At 36.6% G+C, this 17,743-nt stretch carries 13 protein-coding genes and 1 pseudogene; 3 read left to right on the forward strand and 11 right to left on the reverse strand.

All coding sequences use genetic code 11. The features are described from left to right. Positions 1–29 precede the first annotated feature (29 nt). From fliG to PSA_RS16110, 5 genes are all read right to left on the reverse strand, one after another. The gene (fliG, locus tag PSA_RS16090; RefSeq protein WP_042142966.1) at positions 30–1,070 is read right to left on the reverse strand and encodes a flagellar motor switch protein FliG; all 1,041 of its coding nucleotides are present in this window, start codon (positions 1,068–1,070) and stop codon (positions 30–32) included. Then, positions 1,063–2,784, reverse strand: coding sequence for a flagellar basal-body MS-ring/collar protein FliF (gene fliF, locus PSA_RS16095; protein WP_042142969.1), 1,722 nt, complete (start codon positions 2,782–2,784; stop codon positions 1,063–1,065). Before fliF ends, fliG begins: the two co-directional genes overlap by 8 nt. A gap of 108 nt (positions 2,785–2,892) precedes the next feature. Continuing rightward, positions 2,893–3,216 carry a flagellar hook-basal body complex protein FliE gene (fliE, locus tag PSA_RS16100; RefSeq protein ID WP_042142971.1) on the reverse strand — a complete coding sequence of 108 codons (324 nt, stop codon included), beginning with the start codon at positions 3,214–3,216 and terminating at the stop codon, positions 2,893–2,895. 230 nt (positions 3,217–3,446) lie between these two features. Continuing rightward, a complete protein-coding gene (locus PSA_RS16105) occupies positions 3,447–4,835 on the reverse strand; it encodes a sigma-54 dependent transcriptional regulator (protein ID WP_042142973.1) in 1,389 nt (462 codons plus the stop codon). Positions 4,836–4,992: 157 nt separating this feature from the next. Then, positions 4,993–6,087: a PAS domain-containing sensor histidine kinase gene (locus tag PSA_RS16110; RefSeq protein ID WP_042142975.1), complete on the reverse strand. Its 1,095-nt coding sequence runs from the start codon at positions 6,085–6,087 to the stop codon at positions 4,993–4,995. A gap of 184 nt (positions 6,088–6,271) precedes the next feature. Here PSA_RS16110 and PSA_RS24695 point away from each other — a divergent pair. Beyond that, positions 6,272–6,665, forward strand: a pseudogene (locus PSA_RS24695) (DNA-3-methyladenine glycosylase I). Positions 6,666–6,696: 31 nt separating this feature from the next. On the opposite strand, the gene PSA_RS16120 reads toward PSA_RS24695, so the two are convergent. Further along, on the reverse strand, positions 6,697–8,157 hold the full coding sequence (locus tag PSA_RS16120; RefSeq protein ID WP_042142977.1) for a sigma-54 dependent transcriptional regulator: 1,461 nt from the start codon (positions 8,155–8,157) through the stop codon (positions 6,697–6,699). Positions 8,158–8,458: 301 nt separating this feature from the next. Here PSA_RS16120 and fliS point away from each other — a divergent pair, with 301 nt between their 5' ends. Together fliS and PSA_RS16130 are read left to right on the forward strand one after the other, a co-directional pair. Next, entirely contained in the window at positions 8,459–8,875 is a 417-nt protein-coding gene (fliS, locus tag PSA_RS16125) for a flagellar export chaperone FliS (RefSeq protein ID WP_042142978.1), read from the forward strand. Between the two features lie 3 nt (positions 8,876–8,878). Further along, complete coding sequence (locus PSA_RS16130; protein ID WP_042142980.1) at positions 8,879–9,172, forward strand: hypothetical protein; 294 nt, start codon at positions 8,879–8,881, stop codon at positions 9,170–9,172. Between the two features lie 702 nt (positions 9,173–9,874). Here PSA_RS16130 and fliD read toward each other — a convergent pair. From fliD to PSA_RS16155, 5 genes are all read right to left on the reverse strand, one after another. Further along, positions 9,875–11,602, reverse strand: a complete 1,728-nt coding sequence (gene fliD, locus PSA_RS16135) for a flagellar filament capping protein FliD (protein WP_052379821.1) — start codon at positions 11,600–11,602, stop codon at positions 9,875–9,877. A gap of 17 nt (positions 11,603–11,619) precedes the next feature. Beyond that, positions 11,620–12,033, reverse strand: coding sequence for a flagellar protein FlaG (locus PSA_RS16140; RefSeq protein ID WP_042142983.1), 414 nt, complete (start codon positions 12,031–12,033; stop codon positions 11,620–11,622). Positions 12,034–12,160: 127 nt separating this feature from the next. Continuing rightward, positions 12,161–13,633 (reverse strand): flagellin, encoded by a 1,473-nt coding sequence (locus PSA_RS16145; RefSeq protein WP_059364954.1) that lies wholly within the window; start codon positions 13,631–13,633, stop codon positions 12,161–12,163. Between the two features lie 796 nt (positions 13,634–14,429). Next, positions 14,430–15,899, reverse strand: a complete 1,470-nt coding sequence (locus PSA_RS16150) for a tetratricopeptide repeat protein (protein ID WP_042143004.1) — start codon at positions 15,897–15,899, stop codon at positions 14,430–14,432. 94 nt (positions 15,900–15,993) lie between these two features. After that, positions 15,994–17,469 (reverse strand): flagellin, encoded by a 1,476-nt coding sequence (locus PSA_RS16155; RefSeq protein WP_059364956.1) that lies wholly within the window; start codon positions 17,467–17,469, stop codon positions 15,994–15,996. Positions 17,470–17,743: the final 274 nt, after the last annotated feature.

The following is a 17,743-nucleotide window of genomic DNA, read 5'->3' on the forward strand; positions in this document are numbered from 1 at the left end:
CTTTGAGGCTCCTCGCCTAAATATCTTCATTATAAGAATTCTTCGCCGCCGCCGCCGCCGAGCATTATTTCGCCCGCATCAGCTAATCTTCTAGATACGGCTAAGATTTCTTTTTGAGCTGCTTCTACTTCACTTATACGAACAGGGCCCATCGCTTCTAAGTCATCGGCAAGCATTTCTGCTGCACGTTTTGACATATTTTTAAGTATATTATCTTTAAGACCTTCGTCAGCACCTTTAATTGCTTTCATTAGTACATCTTGTTGCACCTCACGTAAAATAGCTTGAATGCCACGATCATCTACATCAATTAAGTTATCAAATACAAACATCAAGTCTTGAATCTGCTGTGACATATCTTCATCATGCTCACGGATTGAATCCATCAGTTGACCCTCAATATTTGTATCAAGGTAATTCATGATGTCAGCGGCTGCTTTTAATCCGCCCATTTTAGCTGCTTGTGCGCCTGCTTGTCCTGCAAATTGTTTTTCCATTATTTCATTTAGTTCTTGTAATGCAGCAGGTTGAACTTCTTCTAAGTTAGCAATACGCATTGTTAAGTCTAAACGTACTTTCTCTGGGAATTGCGCAACAATTTCAGCTGATTGTTCAGGGTCTAAGTATGACAATACAATTGTTTGTATTTGAGGATGCTCATTTCTAATAATATTAGCAACTTGCTTAGAGTCCATCCATTTTAGTGAATCTAGGCCCTTTGCGCCTGAACCCATTATAATTTGGTCAATAATATTTGCTGCTTTTTCTTCACCTAGTGCTGCTGTTAGTGCTTTTTTGATGAAATCTTCAGATTGGAAACCAATATTACTGAAGCTTTGGATCTGATCGATAAAAAGTTTATGCACAGCAGTGATTTTATCTTGGCTTAAGTCTGCTAATCCAGCCATTGCCATGCCCACTTTTTGAACCTGCTTTGGCTCTAAGTTTTTTAAAATTTGTGCTGCATCTTCTTCAGACAAGCTTAGTAATAAAATTGACGCTTTCTCTACACCGTCTAATTTATCAACATCAAAACTACCTGTTGCTTCTTGTGTTTCTTCATCAGTCATCTTCGGTCAACCACGCTTTCACTACTTGAGAGGATAATTCAGGTTCATTTGCAACCAGTGCTCTAACTGCTTTTAATAAGTCTTCATCACCATGTAAATCTGGTAACTGTAAAGTTCCATCTGGTGCAAAGCCGACAGCTGATTCATCAAATTCTTGAGACAACATGTCAATAGTACTATCGCCTAAATCTACACCAGAGCTTAACGAGTCTTCATCATATTCTTCAAGTGTATCATCTGGGTTAATCAGTTTCTTCAACATTGGACGTACAACAGCTAAAATCAATACAATAATGACAATTGCACCTAGCGCTAAGCGAATAACCTTAATAAACCATGGTTGTTCCCATATAGGTAACTCTACTATTTCAGATGTTGCTGCTTTTACAAATGGCACAGTAACAACTTCAAGTACATCACCTCGTTGCATATTAAAGCCAACGCCACCTTGCAATAATCGGCGAATATTTGCTAACTCTTGCTGGGTACGAGGCACTTGAGATGTGGCACCTTCAGCATTTGTTGCTAACTTATAATCAATTGCTACAGCAACACTAATTCTACGTATTACTCCGGTTTGTTGTCTTTTATGAGATATGGTTGTATCTAATTCGTAATTACGTGTTGCTTCTTTATGATTACGACTTGGCGCACTTGTTGAAGCATTACCATCAGTCGCTTTTTCTGGAATATTAGATTTTACAGGCGGCTGATTAGACAAAGCACCTGGAATACCTACAGCTAAACCACCTATATTATTTTCTTCTATGGTCATTTCACTACGAATGGCTGGTAAATCTGGATTAAAGCGCTTTTGCGTTTCTTCTACAGCACTAAAGTCCATCATTAAATCAACTTGTGCGGTATAACTACCTAAACCAACAACAGGAATAAGAATAGTGTCTATTTTTTCTAAGTAAGCTTGTTCACGTTTCAGTTCTATATCATATTCTTTACGAGAACGTGCCGATAACGAGTTTTGAGAACCCGAGTTTAATAATCGTCCATTTTGATCTGTTACTGTTACTCTAGATGGCTCTAAGCCTTGTACTGCAGATGCGATAATATCAACGATTGCATCAACTTCTTCGCCACGTAATATACGTCCTCGCTTTAAAGTTAATACAACCGTTGCGGAAGGTTTTTTCTCTAACCTTGCAAATACATTTTCTTTTGGAATTGCTAGCAATACCTTAGCGCGATTTATATTTTTTAATTCTTCTATTGTACGTGCTAATTGTTGCTCTCTACCGTGTTTTAAGCGCTCACGCTCTAATCTTTGGCTTACACCAAAACCCATATCTTGCATTAAAATATCGGTGCCAGAGTTGGGCTCTTGCTCTAACCCTTCTCTTTGCATTAAAAGTTTAATCGTTTGGTAATCTGTTTCTGGTACTAAAACGATATTGCCATCAAGTTTATAATCAATTTTTTGCGCATCTAAGAAATCTAATGTTTGAATTAACTCATTGGTAGGCATTTTTCCTAGTGGACGCATATCTGGCTGGCGCGCCCAAATAATAATAAATACCGCAATCGCTAAACAGATAGTCAGAGCAATAATTAATGTGACTTGACGTAAAACATCAACTCCACTGAGGGCACTTAAAAACCCTGATTTTTGCTCTTGTCCCGAATCTGACACACCGCCAGCATCTAATGTGCCGCCAGCATCTGGGATTGAGAGATCTGTACTCTGGTTAGCTTGGTTCAAAATAACTCCATAGCCTATATTTAATGGCCATATTATTCATATTTTTATGCATATTAATTAGTTAACGCTATTTTATCACTTATCCTGTTTAGAGTATTGATTATTACTCTAAACAGGCATATTCATTATATCTTTGTAAGCTTCAACGAGTTTATTACGAACTTGAACAGTTGCCTCAAATGCCACTGACGACTTTTGTGATGCAATCATAGCTTCAGCAAGTGATACGCGTCTATCACCCATTTCAACAGCTGTCACTTTATCTTTAGCGTCTGCTTGTAAGCCTGCAACATTGTCTATGGCACTTTTTAATAAGTCACCAAACTCTGCACTAGAAGTGCCTTGAACTGGTAATCTATTTTGTGTTTTAGTCCCGGCTTCAACAGCCATAGATTGCATTTCTTGGAATATCGAATTTGCTGGTATTTTCATTATTTCTCCATTACTTATAAACACTATAACGAATAGTAAGCAATATACTTGCCAACACCAATATAGTGTTTAAATTCATTGTGTTAGATAATTTACTTTGAGTGTAACTTTTATTGTCAGAGTTTTGACTCAGTCTGGAGACTGGCTAATTGTAAGGAGGTTATTTAAAGCGTTTTAACTGAAGAAAGAAGACTAAATGGGTTTTAGTCTTCTTTATATATTTTTAAATATTATGCGGGTACTTGAATACCTAAGTCTCTCATTTTTGCTAATTTATAACGTAGAGTTCTGGGGCTAATACCTAGCTTTTCAGCCACATCTTTACGACGACCCTGACAAGACTCTAAAGTTTCCAATATAATCTTATTTTCTTGATCTTTTAATTCATCTTTAAAGCTAGGTTCACTAAAAGTTGGCGCCATATTTTGCACAGTAGCGACCGTTACTTCAGTTACAGCTTCTTCTATTACTTGGTTTTCAGTAATAGTCGGCTGTACCAGCTCTAAAAATACTTCATTCTCATCGATTACATCACTTGATTGTAGAATTAAAGCACGCTGAATAACATTATCGAGCTCCCTCACATTACCTGGCCATGAGTGTTGATATAGCTTATGTTTAGCTGCATCAGTTAAATTAGGCTTTATTTGTTCCGCTCTTTCACAATGTCTCGCAATTAAATGTTCCGCCAGAGGCAATATATCATCGGGTCTGTCTTTAAGTGGTAACCACTGTAAAGGAAATACATTTAAACGATAGTATAAATCTTCTCTAAACTTACCTTCAGCAACTGCTATTTTTAAATCTCTATTACTGGTCGCCAATACTCTGACATCAAGTTTAATTGTTTTTCGGCTACCTAATCTTTCAACTTCGCGCTCTTGCAATACACGTAATAATTTAGCTTGTAAGCTCAAATCCATTTCCGTGATTTCATCAAGTAATATAGTGCCTTTTTGTGCTTGTTCAAACTTACCAGGACAAGCAGCTATTGCACCTGTGAACGCTCCTTTTTCATAACCAAATAAAGTCGCTTCTAGCATATTTTCTGGAATTGCAGCACAGTTGATGGCGATAAAAGGAGATTCAGCACGATCAGAATGATCATGAATATATCTTGCTAATACTTCTTTACCAGAGCCACTAGGTCCTAATACCATCACACTCGCTTGAGATTTAGCCACTTTTTGAGCTAAATCTAATAATGCTAAGCTTTGTTTGTCGGCTACTATTGGGCCATCTGTTTCTTTTTCTTTTTCAGGTAAATAGCGACTTACCATATTAAGCAGTACTTGAGGCGCAAAAGGTTTTGCCATGTAATCGATAGCACCTAAACGCATGGCTTCAACAGCATCATCGATTGTTGCATAAGCAGTCATCATAAGAACGGGTAAATCTGGTTGATTTAGCTTTATGCTTTTAAGTAAATCGATCCCTGAAAGACCACCCATCTGCACATCACTGACAACCAAAGATACTTTTTCTTTTTTAAGTAACATGATTGCTTGTTCTGCACTGTCTGCCTCGATGCAATCTATACCAGCCAACTGTAAGGTATCAATGAGTGCTTCGCGTAAACCCGCGTCATCTTCAACTACTAATATTTTATTGTCGCTCATGATTTCTCCAAAACCCTTTTGTTTATTTTGGGTTGTATTGAAATTAGTGTTGTTGAAACTATCAAATTTGGCTCTTTAAACATTTTACAATCTTCTCATTAGTTTCAATTATCACACTTCATTTTATTCATTGTTATCACTACTAAATTGATGTTATTTACAGATCATGTAAGAAAATCGGTAAATGAATATTAAACGCAGCGCCTTCGATTTGATCTTGCATTAAACTTACTTTGCCTTGGTGGCTATTGGCAACTGCATTTACAACCGCTAAACCTAACCCTGTACCTTGGCTTTTTGTAGTAAAAAACGGTTCAAATATCTTACTGACTAATTCTTTTGGTACGCCTGGTCCATTATCTGATACACATATGCAAACCATATCTGGTTCTATTTCATCTCGTTTCGCTGATAATAAAATTTTAGAGCCAGGGCCTTTCACTTGAATACTATTGTGAATTAAATTAGCAATGGCACTGGCTAAAGCGGTTTTATTACCGGTAATTTCAATATCCGGCTCAGGTAATTCAATGTTCAACTCACCATTATGTTGTGTAACCATAGCTTCAGAGCTTGCTTTTACTTCTGTTAATAGTTGCTGCATCGACACTTTTTCAACAACTTGTTGCTCACCACTTTTTGCAAATAGCAGCATATCGTTTACTTGTGTTTCAAGATCTTGCAATCGTGACATCAGCTTTGTATGAAATTTGTCTCTAGAATGCGCTTTTAAGTTTTGATTTCCTAAATGATCGGCATATAGCATCGCAGCAGAAAGTGGCGTACGAACTTGATGGGCTAATGATGCAACCATTTTTCCTAACGCACCAAGTCTTTGCATATGCGCTAACCGCTCTTGTAATAAACGGGTTTCTGTCAAATCCGTCATTAAAATGAGTTGACCAGGTTCTGGGGATAAAGCTGAAATATTTAGCTTTACTTTACGACCATCTTTTAATGATACTTCATGGCCATCATCTTGCTTTGGACAAAATGATCTTTGAATGATCGTTAACCATTTTTCACCTTCAAGTGGTTCTCCTAGCATATCAATAGCAATTTGATTTGCCCGAGCTATCATGCCTCGGCCATCAAGTACAATAACACCAGCAGGTAAAGTATCAACTAAATGATTAAGCCAACTTGATTGCTGTCTTAATTCATTTAACTCACCCACATATGACTCTTGCATTAAACAAGGGTTATATTGCGAACTTGTATAATCATTTTGAAATACTTGTGCTAGCGCCATAACTTTTAAACCTGACAAAATAAAAATCTACATTGACTAAAGCAGAGATCGTGCCAAAAAATAAACCTTTAAATACAGATGGTTGAGATTAATTTAGACTGGTCAATAAAATGGCGTGAGCTATATCTGGCTATTTTTAGCTGTGTTAAGGTATTACTATAAAATTTAATTAGCGAGCCATTTAATGTGTGAATACTGCCCTTGGTTAGATTTAACAAAAACTGATTGTATAAAATATCATGATGAAGAATGGGGTGTGCCTTTATTTGATGATCAAAAGCTATTTGAGTTTATTACATTAGAGTCAGCTCAAGCAGGCCTAAGTTGGTATACAGTTTTAAAAAACGTGAGAGTTATCGTAAGGCGTTCGACAATTTTGATCCTATTAAAGTTGCTAAATATGATGAAAATAAAATCGAAGAACTATTAAATAATGCAGGGATCATTCGTAATAAATTAAATTTTTAGGTCCCACTACAGTTTATGCGCATATGCAGGCTTGTGGCATGGTTAACGATCATAGTTTTAATTGTCATAGAAGAGCTAAAATTATTGAAGAATATAAAAAAGGGCTATAAATAGCCCTATATTTTATAACTTACTTAAGTCTTAATCTTTCGTTAAATTATATTTTTTCATTTTTTCAACCAAAGTTGTGCGTCTAACACCTAATATTTCAGCAGCTCTGGCAACAACAAAATCATGACGTTCTAAAGCTTGTGTTATTAAGCTCACTTCCAGCTCACCTAGATACTCTTTAAGCTGAATACCTTCATCAGGTAATAAACCCATAATGCTATCTGGTTGCTCAAACTCAGCTTCATCATCGTCATAATCCGCACCATCAGAAAAACCAGAGCCAAATATATCATTTAATGCTTGTCGCTCTAAAATCTCTTCTGGGTATTCAGGTACGAACGCATCAACTTCTAAATGTTGATATTTTTTAGGCAAATCTTGTGCATCAACCACTTTGTCAGGAAACATGATCACCATGCGTTCAACTAAATTAGCTAATTCTCTGACATTGCCAGGCCAGTTATGCTCTTTGAGATTATCTAAAGCTTGCTCAGTGAACTTTGCAGAATACCCCCCCTGTTCACAGTTTCTTTTCATTAATTCTTTAAGTAATAATGGAATGTCTTCTCTTCGCTCTTTTAAAGCGGGATTCTCGATAGGAAAAACATTTAATCGGTAGTACAAATCTTCTCTAAACGAGCCAGCTTCAATCATTTCATCTAAGTTGCGATGAGTTGCTGCGATGACACGTACATCTGCTGAAATTGATTTATTACCACCCACTCTTTCATAGGTACGCTCTTGTAATACACGTAATAATTTAACTTGCATTTGCAGCGGCATATCACCAATTTCATCAAGAAATAAAGTACCGCCCTGTGCTAATTCAAAGCGACCTTTACGCGCAGAAATCGCACCGGTAAATGCACCTTTTTCATGACCAAATAATTCACTTTCAAGTAACTCAGCTGGAATTGCGCCACAGTTTACAGGCACAAAAGGACCACTTACACGTTTGGATAATAAATGAATATTACGTGCAACCACTTCTTTACCCGTACCTGACTCACCTAAAATTAAAACATTGGCATTTGTTATTGCAACTTGCTCAATTAAAAAGCGCACATTTTTAATGCTTGGTGTTTCACCTATTAAGCCATCAAAATGCTTTGAGCCACGACTTGAATTGTGGCTTCTAGGGATCAGACGATGATATTCTTGGCAATCATGGATAAGTTGCGTGGTTATTTCGTAGTTAAAAGGCTCACTAATTAAACCGATAACATTAGCAAATGATAATAACGGTTCTAAAGTCTCACCTAATAATAGAAATGGAATAGCTGGATTTTCACGAATAATAACTTCATGTTCAAGCGAGCTGCTAGCGCCTAGAATAAAAGCAGTTACACAATCGACTGGCGAAGCATATTTTTTATAATCTCTATCACTTACGATTTGATTCGCTTCATCAATAAACGATAATGAAGCTGACAATGCCTGTGCCCTGCTTTGATTTTCATCAAATATTAATACTTTTGCTGGACCTATCATATATTAGGACTACTAGATATTTTTATTATGCTTATGATTGTAATCTGATTTAACTACGATGCAAGTTATTAGTGGCATTTTTTTGACGTATGTTATTATTTTGACGTATTTATTTTAACTTACCCATCAGATCCAAATGAAGTTCCATTTTAGCTATCAAACTCAACTAATATTTAATTTAGTAAAAAGATTCAAGAAATTAAATAATTGGGCGATACTGTAAGTATAATGTGAATTTCTTATATTTATTATGGCACTTTTCTTGCTTGAAATTTTACATGTTAATTTTTAGGATCCCGTTATGGCACATTTATCTATAAAAAAATACCGTCAAGTTAATGTTAATAATGTTCAAGATATGACTCCATATGAGCAAATAAATCTTATATTCGTTAATGTGATTGGTAAACTGGCAGCTGCAAAAGGTTTTATTACTCGAAATGAAATAGAAAAAAAAGGTGAGAATATTTCTACCTGTATTTTATTAATCGGCGCACTTGAAGATGCTTTAAATATGCAAGCCGGTGCTGAAATTTCAGATAATTTATCGGCTTTATATGCGTACTGCCAACGTAGATTAGTTGAAGGAAACTTGAAAAATGATATTGATGCTTTAACTGAAGTGTCAGATATTATAAAAACAATTAAAGAAGGTTGGGATGCTATTCCAGCTGATATGCGTCAAAAAGATCAAGTTTTGCAAGCACAAACAGTTTAATTTATGGAGTTTTCATGTAAAGATCGTAAGCTGAATAATTTAGTTATGACGTTTACTGGTGCTATTTCCAAAGCAGAAATGCAATTAGCAACCGATACTTATACATTACTTGATAAACATATTCACGCACTCTGTGAAAGTGACCCCATCAAACTTAGCGCTATTGAATTATCAAATTTAAAATTTTTAATCGATACTCATGCTATTGCAATTAAAAAAATGCAAAAAGAATTATCAAATAAGATATTAAAAAATAAGAAAAGTAATAAAGCGATAGCTAAATATCGTTCAATTTAAAGTTATAAAACACGAGTACAACCAATGTTACTGCCTATGAATTAAGATAGGCAGCCCTTTAAAAATGCATTAATTAAAACATCGAGTAGGGTGAGGCTTTTTCCTCATCCCTCTCACAGAACCTTATGATTAAAATGCGCTAGCCGTGTTCACTTCCCCCTTCGCAATCAATTAAAGCTTTTGACTCAAATTGACTCTATCAAACACATTGCTGATAGTCGGCTTAGTTTTCTCCTCTACACCATTTCTGGCTTTCAACGGCCTAGACTTACTCACTACTCCAGGTTCATCTGCCACCTCACATCGACAATAAAGCTTGAGTTTCCTCTTGAATTTAAGCCACTTACTAAAATTAAGTTTAGATGACGGGCTTCCCCAGTTACTGCACTAGCTCCCAGTTAGAAATGCCACCCTCAAACACAGTATTGGTCTGACTAAGTATAGGACTTTGCGCTATTTTGGACGCTTATCCATCAATACCGCTGAAACAGGTTACGGTTAGTTGTGTACCTCTAACTTTCTATGGCTTCCTTCAGACCTCTCCGCTAGCCAGTGACGCCCTTGCCATTCAGATTATCTTCCCCTTAGTCAGGGTAATAAGGCATCTTTAAGCCTATCGGGTTTGCCAGCTTCGCTGGGCAAACAAAAAAGGCCTCTATAAACAGGCCTTAAATTTTCATTTAGATTTTTTACGAACCTAAATCATTTTGAGTTTTTAACAACACCAGGCATATTATCAAGTTGTTGTTGTAAGTATGACCCTGTCGAATTCATATTGGCCACCAGTAAATCCATTGCGTTGTATTGCGCATACAACCTTGACTCTAATGACGCCATTTTTTGATTGAATTTATCAACATCTTCTTGCAAGCGAGCAATTTGACTTTCTTTTCCTTCTATTCTTTTTTCAATCAAACCGCCTTTACCTGTATATACCTCTAACTTTTGCGTTAATGTATTTACGAAGCCAGAGTCGCTATCACTACCAATTAAAAAATTTTGAACTGCATCAGGATCCTGTTCAATCATCTCATTTAAGGTATCATTATCTAAACTTAAATAGCCGTTTCGTTCTGTTCGAATGCCTAATTGACTTAAGGCTAAAGTACTGTTGTTTGCAGTATCAAATTGTGTTGAAAAGATAGAACGGATCTGATTCATAGAGTTTCGCAGCATAGCGTCACCAGATAAAGTGCCAGCATTATTTTCACTTGCTGCGCCTAATTGCTTACTCAAATCTACAAAAGCATTAAATTTTTCTATGAAACTATTGAGGCCTGTAGCGACATTATTATTATTTTCAGAAACTTTAATATTACTAATGTCATCGCTAGTGTCATGTACTTTATTTGCTGTGATATCTATGCCATCAATAACATCTTTAAAATTATTGGTATTACTTTTAACTACAACAGTGCCATCAATGGTAATTTTTGCATCTTGAGCTTTGTTGATTTGTGCTACATTAGTAATAGCGCCTGCTGTTTGTGCACCATTGACTAGGCGAGATAAACCACTCGCATCTGTATTATTGCTATCAGAGTCTGTCACCGACAATGTAATATTATCTGATATACCAGTATCGATACTCGTCAGCACTAGGCGTTCATCACCACTGTTTTCTGTAATAACACTTGCAACTACAGAGTTGTTATCATTGCTATTATTAATTAAATCTCGAATTTCATTAAGCGGTGCAGTAGCTGAAACAGCAATATTAAATGAATTTGTATTAGAGGTAATAGCGATAGTCCCTTCACCTAAATTCACACCTTGAGGTATTGTATCTGAAGTATATTTATGACCACTGTAAGCTAATTGAGATAAGCCCTGTACATCTGTATTATTGCCATCATCATCTGTAACTGTCACTTCTACCATGTTACCGACACCTGTTGTTTTACTACTTAAAACCAGATGTTGACCATCACTATCTGTAATAATAGTCGCAATAACTGATGTATTATCATTGCTTTTATTAATTTGATCTCTCAATTCACTTAAAGTGGCGGTATCAGATACGTCAATAGTGAAGTCATTGGAGCCTGATTTAAAAGCCATTGTGCCTTTGCCAACAGTATCAGTACTACCTATTGCTGCAGACATTAATTTATGACTCATTGCTAATTGATCTACTTTTACAGAATAACTGCCCACTTCAGCGTCTTTATTTGAGCTCAGTGATACAAAGTCATCGTTACCTGAAATACTTCGTTGTTGATATTTATCTTTATCAGATAAACCTGATAGTGAGGAGGTCATTTCTTCAAGAGAGGCTTTTAAAGAACCAACAGCTGAGATGTCTGCGGTAAAATCGCCTTGCTGACTGGTAACACGTGCTTGATAAGGTACTTTTTCAGCATTAACAATTGCAGTCACTATTTTGTTAACTTCTAATCCAGAACCTATACCTGTAAATGAAAGAGACATATCAACACCATTATCTACTAAACTTCAAAATTTATAAATGCACCAGGTGCTTCAGATAACTTAGCAACAATACTCAATACTTCTTCAGTTGGGTACTGTTTCACTATATCACCACTTGTTTTATCTATTACTTTTATCACATTTCGGCCAGAGTCTTGATCGACTAAAAACTCTAAGCTTGTATTTGTTTCGTCCGCAAAATCCTGCAATTTTTGCGCCAACTCATCAAGATTAACTAACTCTGTTGGCTGTTCTTTTATAATAGTAGATTCATTGGTTTCTTTAGTTGAAGTATCAATGTCAGTTAAAGCCAGTTTGGTATTTTGTACTTCTTTACTCAACCCAACGGTATCACTATTATTATGCTGCTCATTTTTTGCTTTAGTTGAAAAATTTAAATTACTATTTATGTCAACATTGAAAGAGTCCATGTGTATTACTCCAACTTAGTGAATATACGACTATCTTTGTTCATTTTTTACCAATTATACACAATTAAATAAAATGCAAAAAGGAAGGGCTTAGGCTCCTTCCTTTATTAAATCATTTACCAATATATTAGCCTAACAAGCTAAGTGCTGCCTGCGGTAACTGATTTGATTGCGCAAGAATTGAAGTACCAGCCTGTTGCAATATTTGATTTTTTGTCATCATAGCTGTTTCAGATGCAAAATCAGTATCTTGAATTCGACTACGTGATGCAGATACATTTTCCTCTATATTAGCCAAATTGCTAATTGTGTGACTAAAACGATTTTGAACCGCACCTAAATCAGCGCGTTGCGCATCAATGCTCGCCAGTGCGCCATCAATAACAGCCAAGGCATCTTGGGCGCCTGATTGAGTGCCTAAATCGACATTACCTACCGCTTCTAATGTCGATGCTGTTGCCGTCGTTGCCGCAGCAAGTGACGCATCGGCTGCGGTAACTGAATAACTGTCTGTAGAATCCAGCCTAATGGAACCTGCAAATGATTCAGAATCGGTACCTGTCGCGCCACCTAATGTCGCAGCTGCACCGGCAGTGCCATCATATGACATACCTTTAGCGACAACCGTGCCAGTACCACCATCCTCTTTAAAATCGAGAATATCAATGTCTTTGCCTGATTCATCAGTTAAGATTAAATTACCCGCATCATTAGTGGCAGCTGACACCCCAGTTTGTCCTGATTTGTCATTAATCGCTTTTGCCATCAACGAAAAGTCTGAAGCACTTGAAATTGCGGTGCCATTAAGTTGAAATGTCACATTCGCCGTACTACCTAAAGCACTCAATTCAACTTGTGTACGGGCATCTGCATTGACGCCTGTTTTAGTAGACAAAGCATTAATTTTATCGGCTATTGAACTGGCCTCTTCATCAGCAAGTGTCGTCACCGTTTGTGTCGTACCGTCCCTGCCAACAATACTATAAGTGCTTGCTGCTACATTATTACCACCAGCTGTGTTAGCTGCACCTGTACTACCACCTTGACCTAAACCAGCAATCGTGGTACTTGCCAAATCCATTCTGTTACTGCCGATATCTGATGCTTTAATACTGCTTAAACTCACTGAAATTGTTTCATTGGCATTTGAGCCAATCTGAAAGTCTTTTGAACCAAACGTGCCATCAAGCAGTTGCTGGCCACCAAAAGAAGTGGTATCTGCAATACGTGTTAATTCTGTTTGCAAAGCAGACACTTCTTTTTGTAACGCTTCTCTATCTGCTGACGAGTTTGAGCCATTTGCAGATTGCAGTGACAAGTCTCGCATGCGTTGTAAAATACTCGAAGACTCTTGCATCGCGCCTTCTGCAGTTTGCGCCATAGAAATACCATCGTTGGCGTTACGCTGAGCAACACCTAGTCCATTTATTTGAGATGTTAATCTGCTTGAAATTTGCATGCCAGCCGCATCATCTTTGGCACTATTGATGCGCATACCTGAAGATAAACGCTGCATTGAAGTTGCTAAATCAGAACCCGACTTAGATAAATTTCTTTGTGCGTTTAGTGATGAAACATTAGTACTTACTGAGATAGCCATATTATAACTCCTGCTTACAAAGTGTCATTCATAAATAAATTTTAAATTTGGAACTCTTATATTTCATCCTTAAGCTCCGTTGTGTAAATGTTAACGGCAGGGTCAAAATAAACTTTAATGTTTTTATCAAAAAATCACCGCCAGATAAATTTTCACTGTTTAACGTCCCATGAAATACGATTGAACAGATTCTAAGTCATTTCAATTCATCAACATTACGGTGCCTAGCGTCATATTTATCGCAACGTAAAACAATTCACTTTAACAATGGCTGTGTGCGCAGGTAAATCTTTTGTTTGCCAGAGACTTATAGCCAATTAAATTGCCACATAGCGACTCACTTGAATTGAAAAATAAGCGAAAAAGTTACTTGTTTTTATAATAAAACTAAATCATATGGTTTATTACAACCATTTAAGGCGTGAAACAAAATCACATATTTGTTGTATTGGGCTGGGTAAGCTGAGAAATAAACAGCGTTCATCATTGATATTGGCACAATTTGACAAGAATATAACACAACTTGGCTCGATTGTGATTTAGCTTAACAAACGGCTGTATTGATTTAAAACATACTGTAAATTTGTTTAACGCTCATCCAAAGCTAGTACCAGCGCTACAATCACGCCCAGCAAAAATTGTGTTAATTTTAGTTATAGTGGTTATCTGTTATTATCACCGCAAATAATCCAGTTAAATACATTGAGCTCAATAAAGCAGCAAAAAAATCATCTATAAAGTGTGTAATCCTAATGCTATCAGTTATCAAAGAATTACACAGTAACCATATGTATTACTAATGGCTCAGTTGTTCAAAAAGTTCAGAAACAGTTTCCGCCTTTAAATGAATTTCATCTGTGTGATACACTAGATTACTTTCCTTATTTAATTGGGTTAGTTGATAAACATCCAAATAAGTAAAGCCAAACTGATCACACAAAGATGCTAAACACTGATTAAAATAAGCAATTAATTGCTTAAACTGGGTTTTATCATCACCTTTAAGCTGCTTTACATAAAAAGGATGCGGGGCAGGCACACCATATATTAGAAACTCGATATCGAGATTATCTGCTTGTTGTTGTAACATAGATACATAACGCATCAGCATATCATCAATGACATCATGAAAATCTAATTCCCTTTTTGCACAGTGAACAAAAATCCCTTCATTTATCCGGCAGTCTATTTCACCAAACCCCATAACGAGCTTACTGCCCTTTGGTATATCAGACAATATTGCATTTAAACTGGCTTTATAACGGTTATCTTGTTTTTTTATAAAATGGATTATTTTAGCGCCAAAAATAAAAAGTGAACGAACAACATACCGTTGTTTTTGATAAGTGATCAGGGTGTCATTGGGAGAGAAGCCATGGCTTTCAGAGATAAAGTATATAGGTTTAATCGATAATGTTTCTTGCTGTGACAAAACATTTTGTTGATATAAAAATTGTTTTTCCTTTCTTCTTTGTAATAAAGTACTAATGTAGCGATGAAAAATAATCATATTATTCATATTATGAGAATCGTTTTCATAACTGTATATAGAGCGACTTAGTTGTAATGCATGTTCAACTTCATCTGGACTATAAAAAAGCCAAAATAGCATCGCTTTAGCAACTAATAATTCACAAAGTTCATCATCCGACAGTGTTTTACTGAGTAGCCCCATATCGATGACTTCCAGTGCATCTTGATAGCGATGTTGGTACATGTAACACTTAACAACGTGCCAATAAACTGAAGATTTATTTTTATTTAACTCTAATGTTTTTAAAAATGTATTAATAGCACTATCAAAATAGCCCAAATCCGCATACAAGACACCTAAATTGTAATGATAATCAGCTATTTTACCGTCGAGTGTGATCGCCTTTTTATAATTGCTCTGGGCAAGTGAAAAATCACCTAATTTTTGATTACATATGCCTAGGTTATTACTTGCTTCAGCCATTTGAGGAGCAACATTTTGAGCTTTTTGGTAAAACTTCTTGGCTTCAGTAACTTTATTTTGCTGTAAATATATATTGCCAATGTTATTATAAGTTGAAGCGTGTTTGTCATTGATAGCAATCAATTGATGAAAAATCGAAAGCGCCTCGGTTAACTCTCCAAGACCTTGATAACAAGCAGCTTTAATTTGTAATGCATTAAACAACTTTGATTTCTTTTCTAGTATTTTTTGACAAATATATATGGCCTGTTCAAACTCACCTTCTTGGTAATAAATTTCAGCTTTTGCTAAATTATTTTTTATACTCATCATTCAACCCAAAATTTACCATTAATCGTAAAAAAGGCCAATCTTATATACTGGCCTTTTTAATATTACTTATAACCACGACCAAATGCGAATGTTAACCACCTAATAAACTGATAGCCGCTTGTGGTATTTGATTCGCTTGAGATAAGATAGATGTACCTGCTTGCTGTAATATTTGATTTTTTGTCATCACAGCTGTTTCTGATGCAAAATCAGTGTCTTGAATTCGACTACGTGATGCAGATACATTTTCCTCTATATTAGCCAAATTGCTAATAGTGTGACTAAAACGATTTTGAACCGCACCTAAATCAGCGCGTTGCGCATCAATAGTAGCCAATGCGCCATCAATAACAGCCAAGGCATCTTGGGCGCCTGATTGAGTCGCTAAATCGACATTGCCCACCGGCTCTAATGTAGATGCTGTTGCCGTCGTTGCCGCAGCAAGTGACGCATCGCCTGCGGTAACTGAATAACTGTCTGTAGAATCCAGCCTAATGGAACCTGCAAATGATTCAGAATCGGTACCTGTCGCGCCACCTAATGTCGCAGCTGCACCGGCAGTGCCATCATATGACATACCTTTAGCGACAACCGTGCCAGTACCACCATCCTCTTTAAAATCGAGAATATCAATGTCTTTGCCTGATTCATCAGTTAAGATTAAATTACCCGCATCATTAGTGGCAGCTGACACTCCAGTTTGTCCTGATTTTTCATTAATCGCTTTTGCCATCAACGAAAAGTCTGAAGCACTTGAAATTGCAGTGCCATTAAGTTGAAATGTCACATTCGCCGTGCTACCTAAAGCACTCAATTCAACTTGTGTACGGGCATCTGCATTGACGCCTGTTTTAGTAGACAAGGCATTAATTTTATCGGCTATTGAACTGGCCTCTTCATCAGCAAGTGTCGTCACTGTTTGTGTCGTACCGTCTCTGCCAACAATACTATAAGTGCTTGCTGCTACATTATTACCACCAGCTGTGTTAGCTGCACCTGTACTACCACCTTGACCTAAACCAGCAATCGTGGTACTTGCCAAATCCATTCTGTTACTGCCGATACTTGACGCTTTAAAATCACCTAAGCTAACCGTAATCGTTTCATTGGCATTGGCACCAACTTGAAAAGATTTAGTACCAAAACTGCCATCGAGCAACTGCTGATCACCAAATGAGGTTGTTTCGGCGATGCGTGTTAATTCTGTTTGCAAAGCAGACACTTCTTTTTGTAACGCTCCTCTGTCTGTGGCTGAATTAGAACCATTTGCTGCTTGCAATGACAGGTCTCGCATGCGTTGTAAAATACTCGAAGACTCTTGCATCGCACCTTCAGCAGTTTGCGCCATAGAAATACCATCATTGGCATTTCGTTGAGCAACTGATAACCCATTTATCTGAGAAGTTAAACGGTTTGCTATTTGCATACCAGCAGCATCGTCTTTTGCACTGTTGATTCGTAGCCCTGACGACAGACGTTGCATTGATGTTTCTAGCGCCATTCCTGATTTTGATAAATTTCGTTGCCCGTTCAACGATGCAACGTTAGTATTTACACTTAAAGCCATAGTTAATTACCTTCTATTTGGTGTTGTTTAATATAAAGCAATATGTATGCCTAATTTAAAAATAATGAATAGTTTTATTTTTAATCTATATATAAAGGGCTCTGGAGCAAGGTAATACCTATTATTTAACTGATTAATAAAACATACGGAAAAATTTTGCCGTCATTGGCCGTCAATCAAATGGCTCACTGGCACAAGATCTATAAACAGATAAAGCCTCTTTTTAAAGAGGCTTTATCTGTTTATAGATCTTGCTGTAAAACATTGTCCAGTT

This window comes from Pseudoalteromonas sp. '520P1 No. 423', assembly GCF_001269985.1.
Lineage (GTDB): Bacteria > Pseudomonadota > Gammaproteobacteria > Enterobacterales > Alteromonadaceae > Pseudoalteromonas.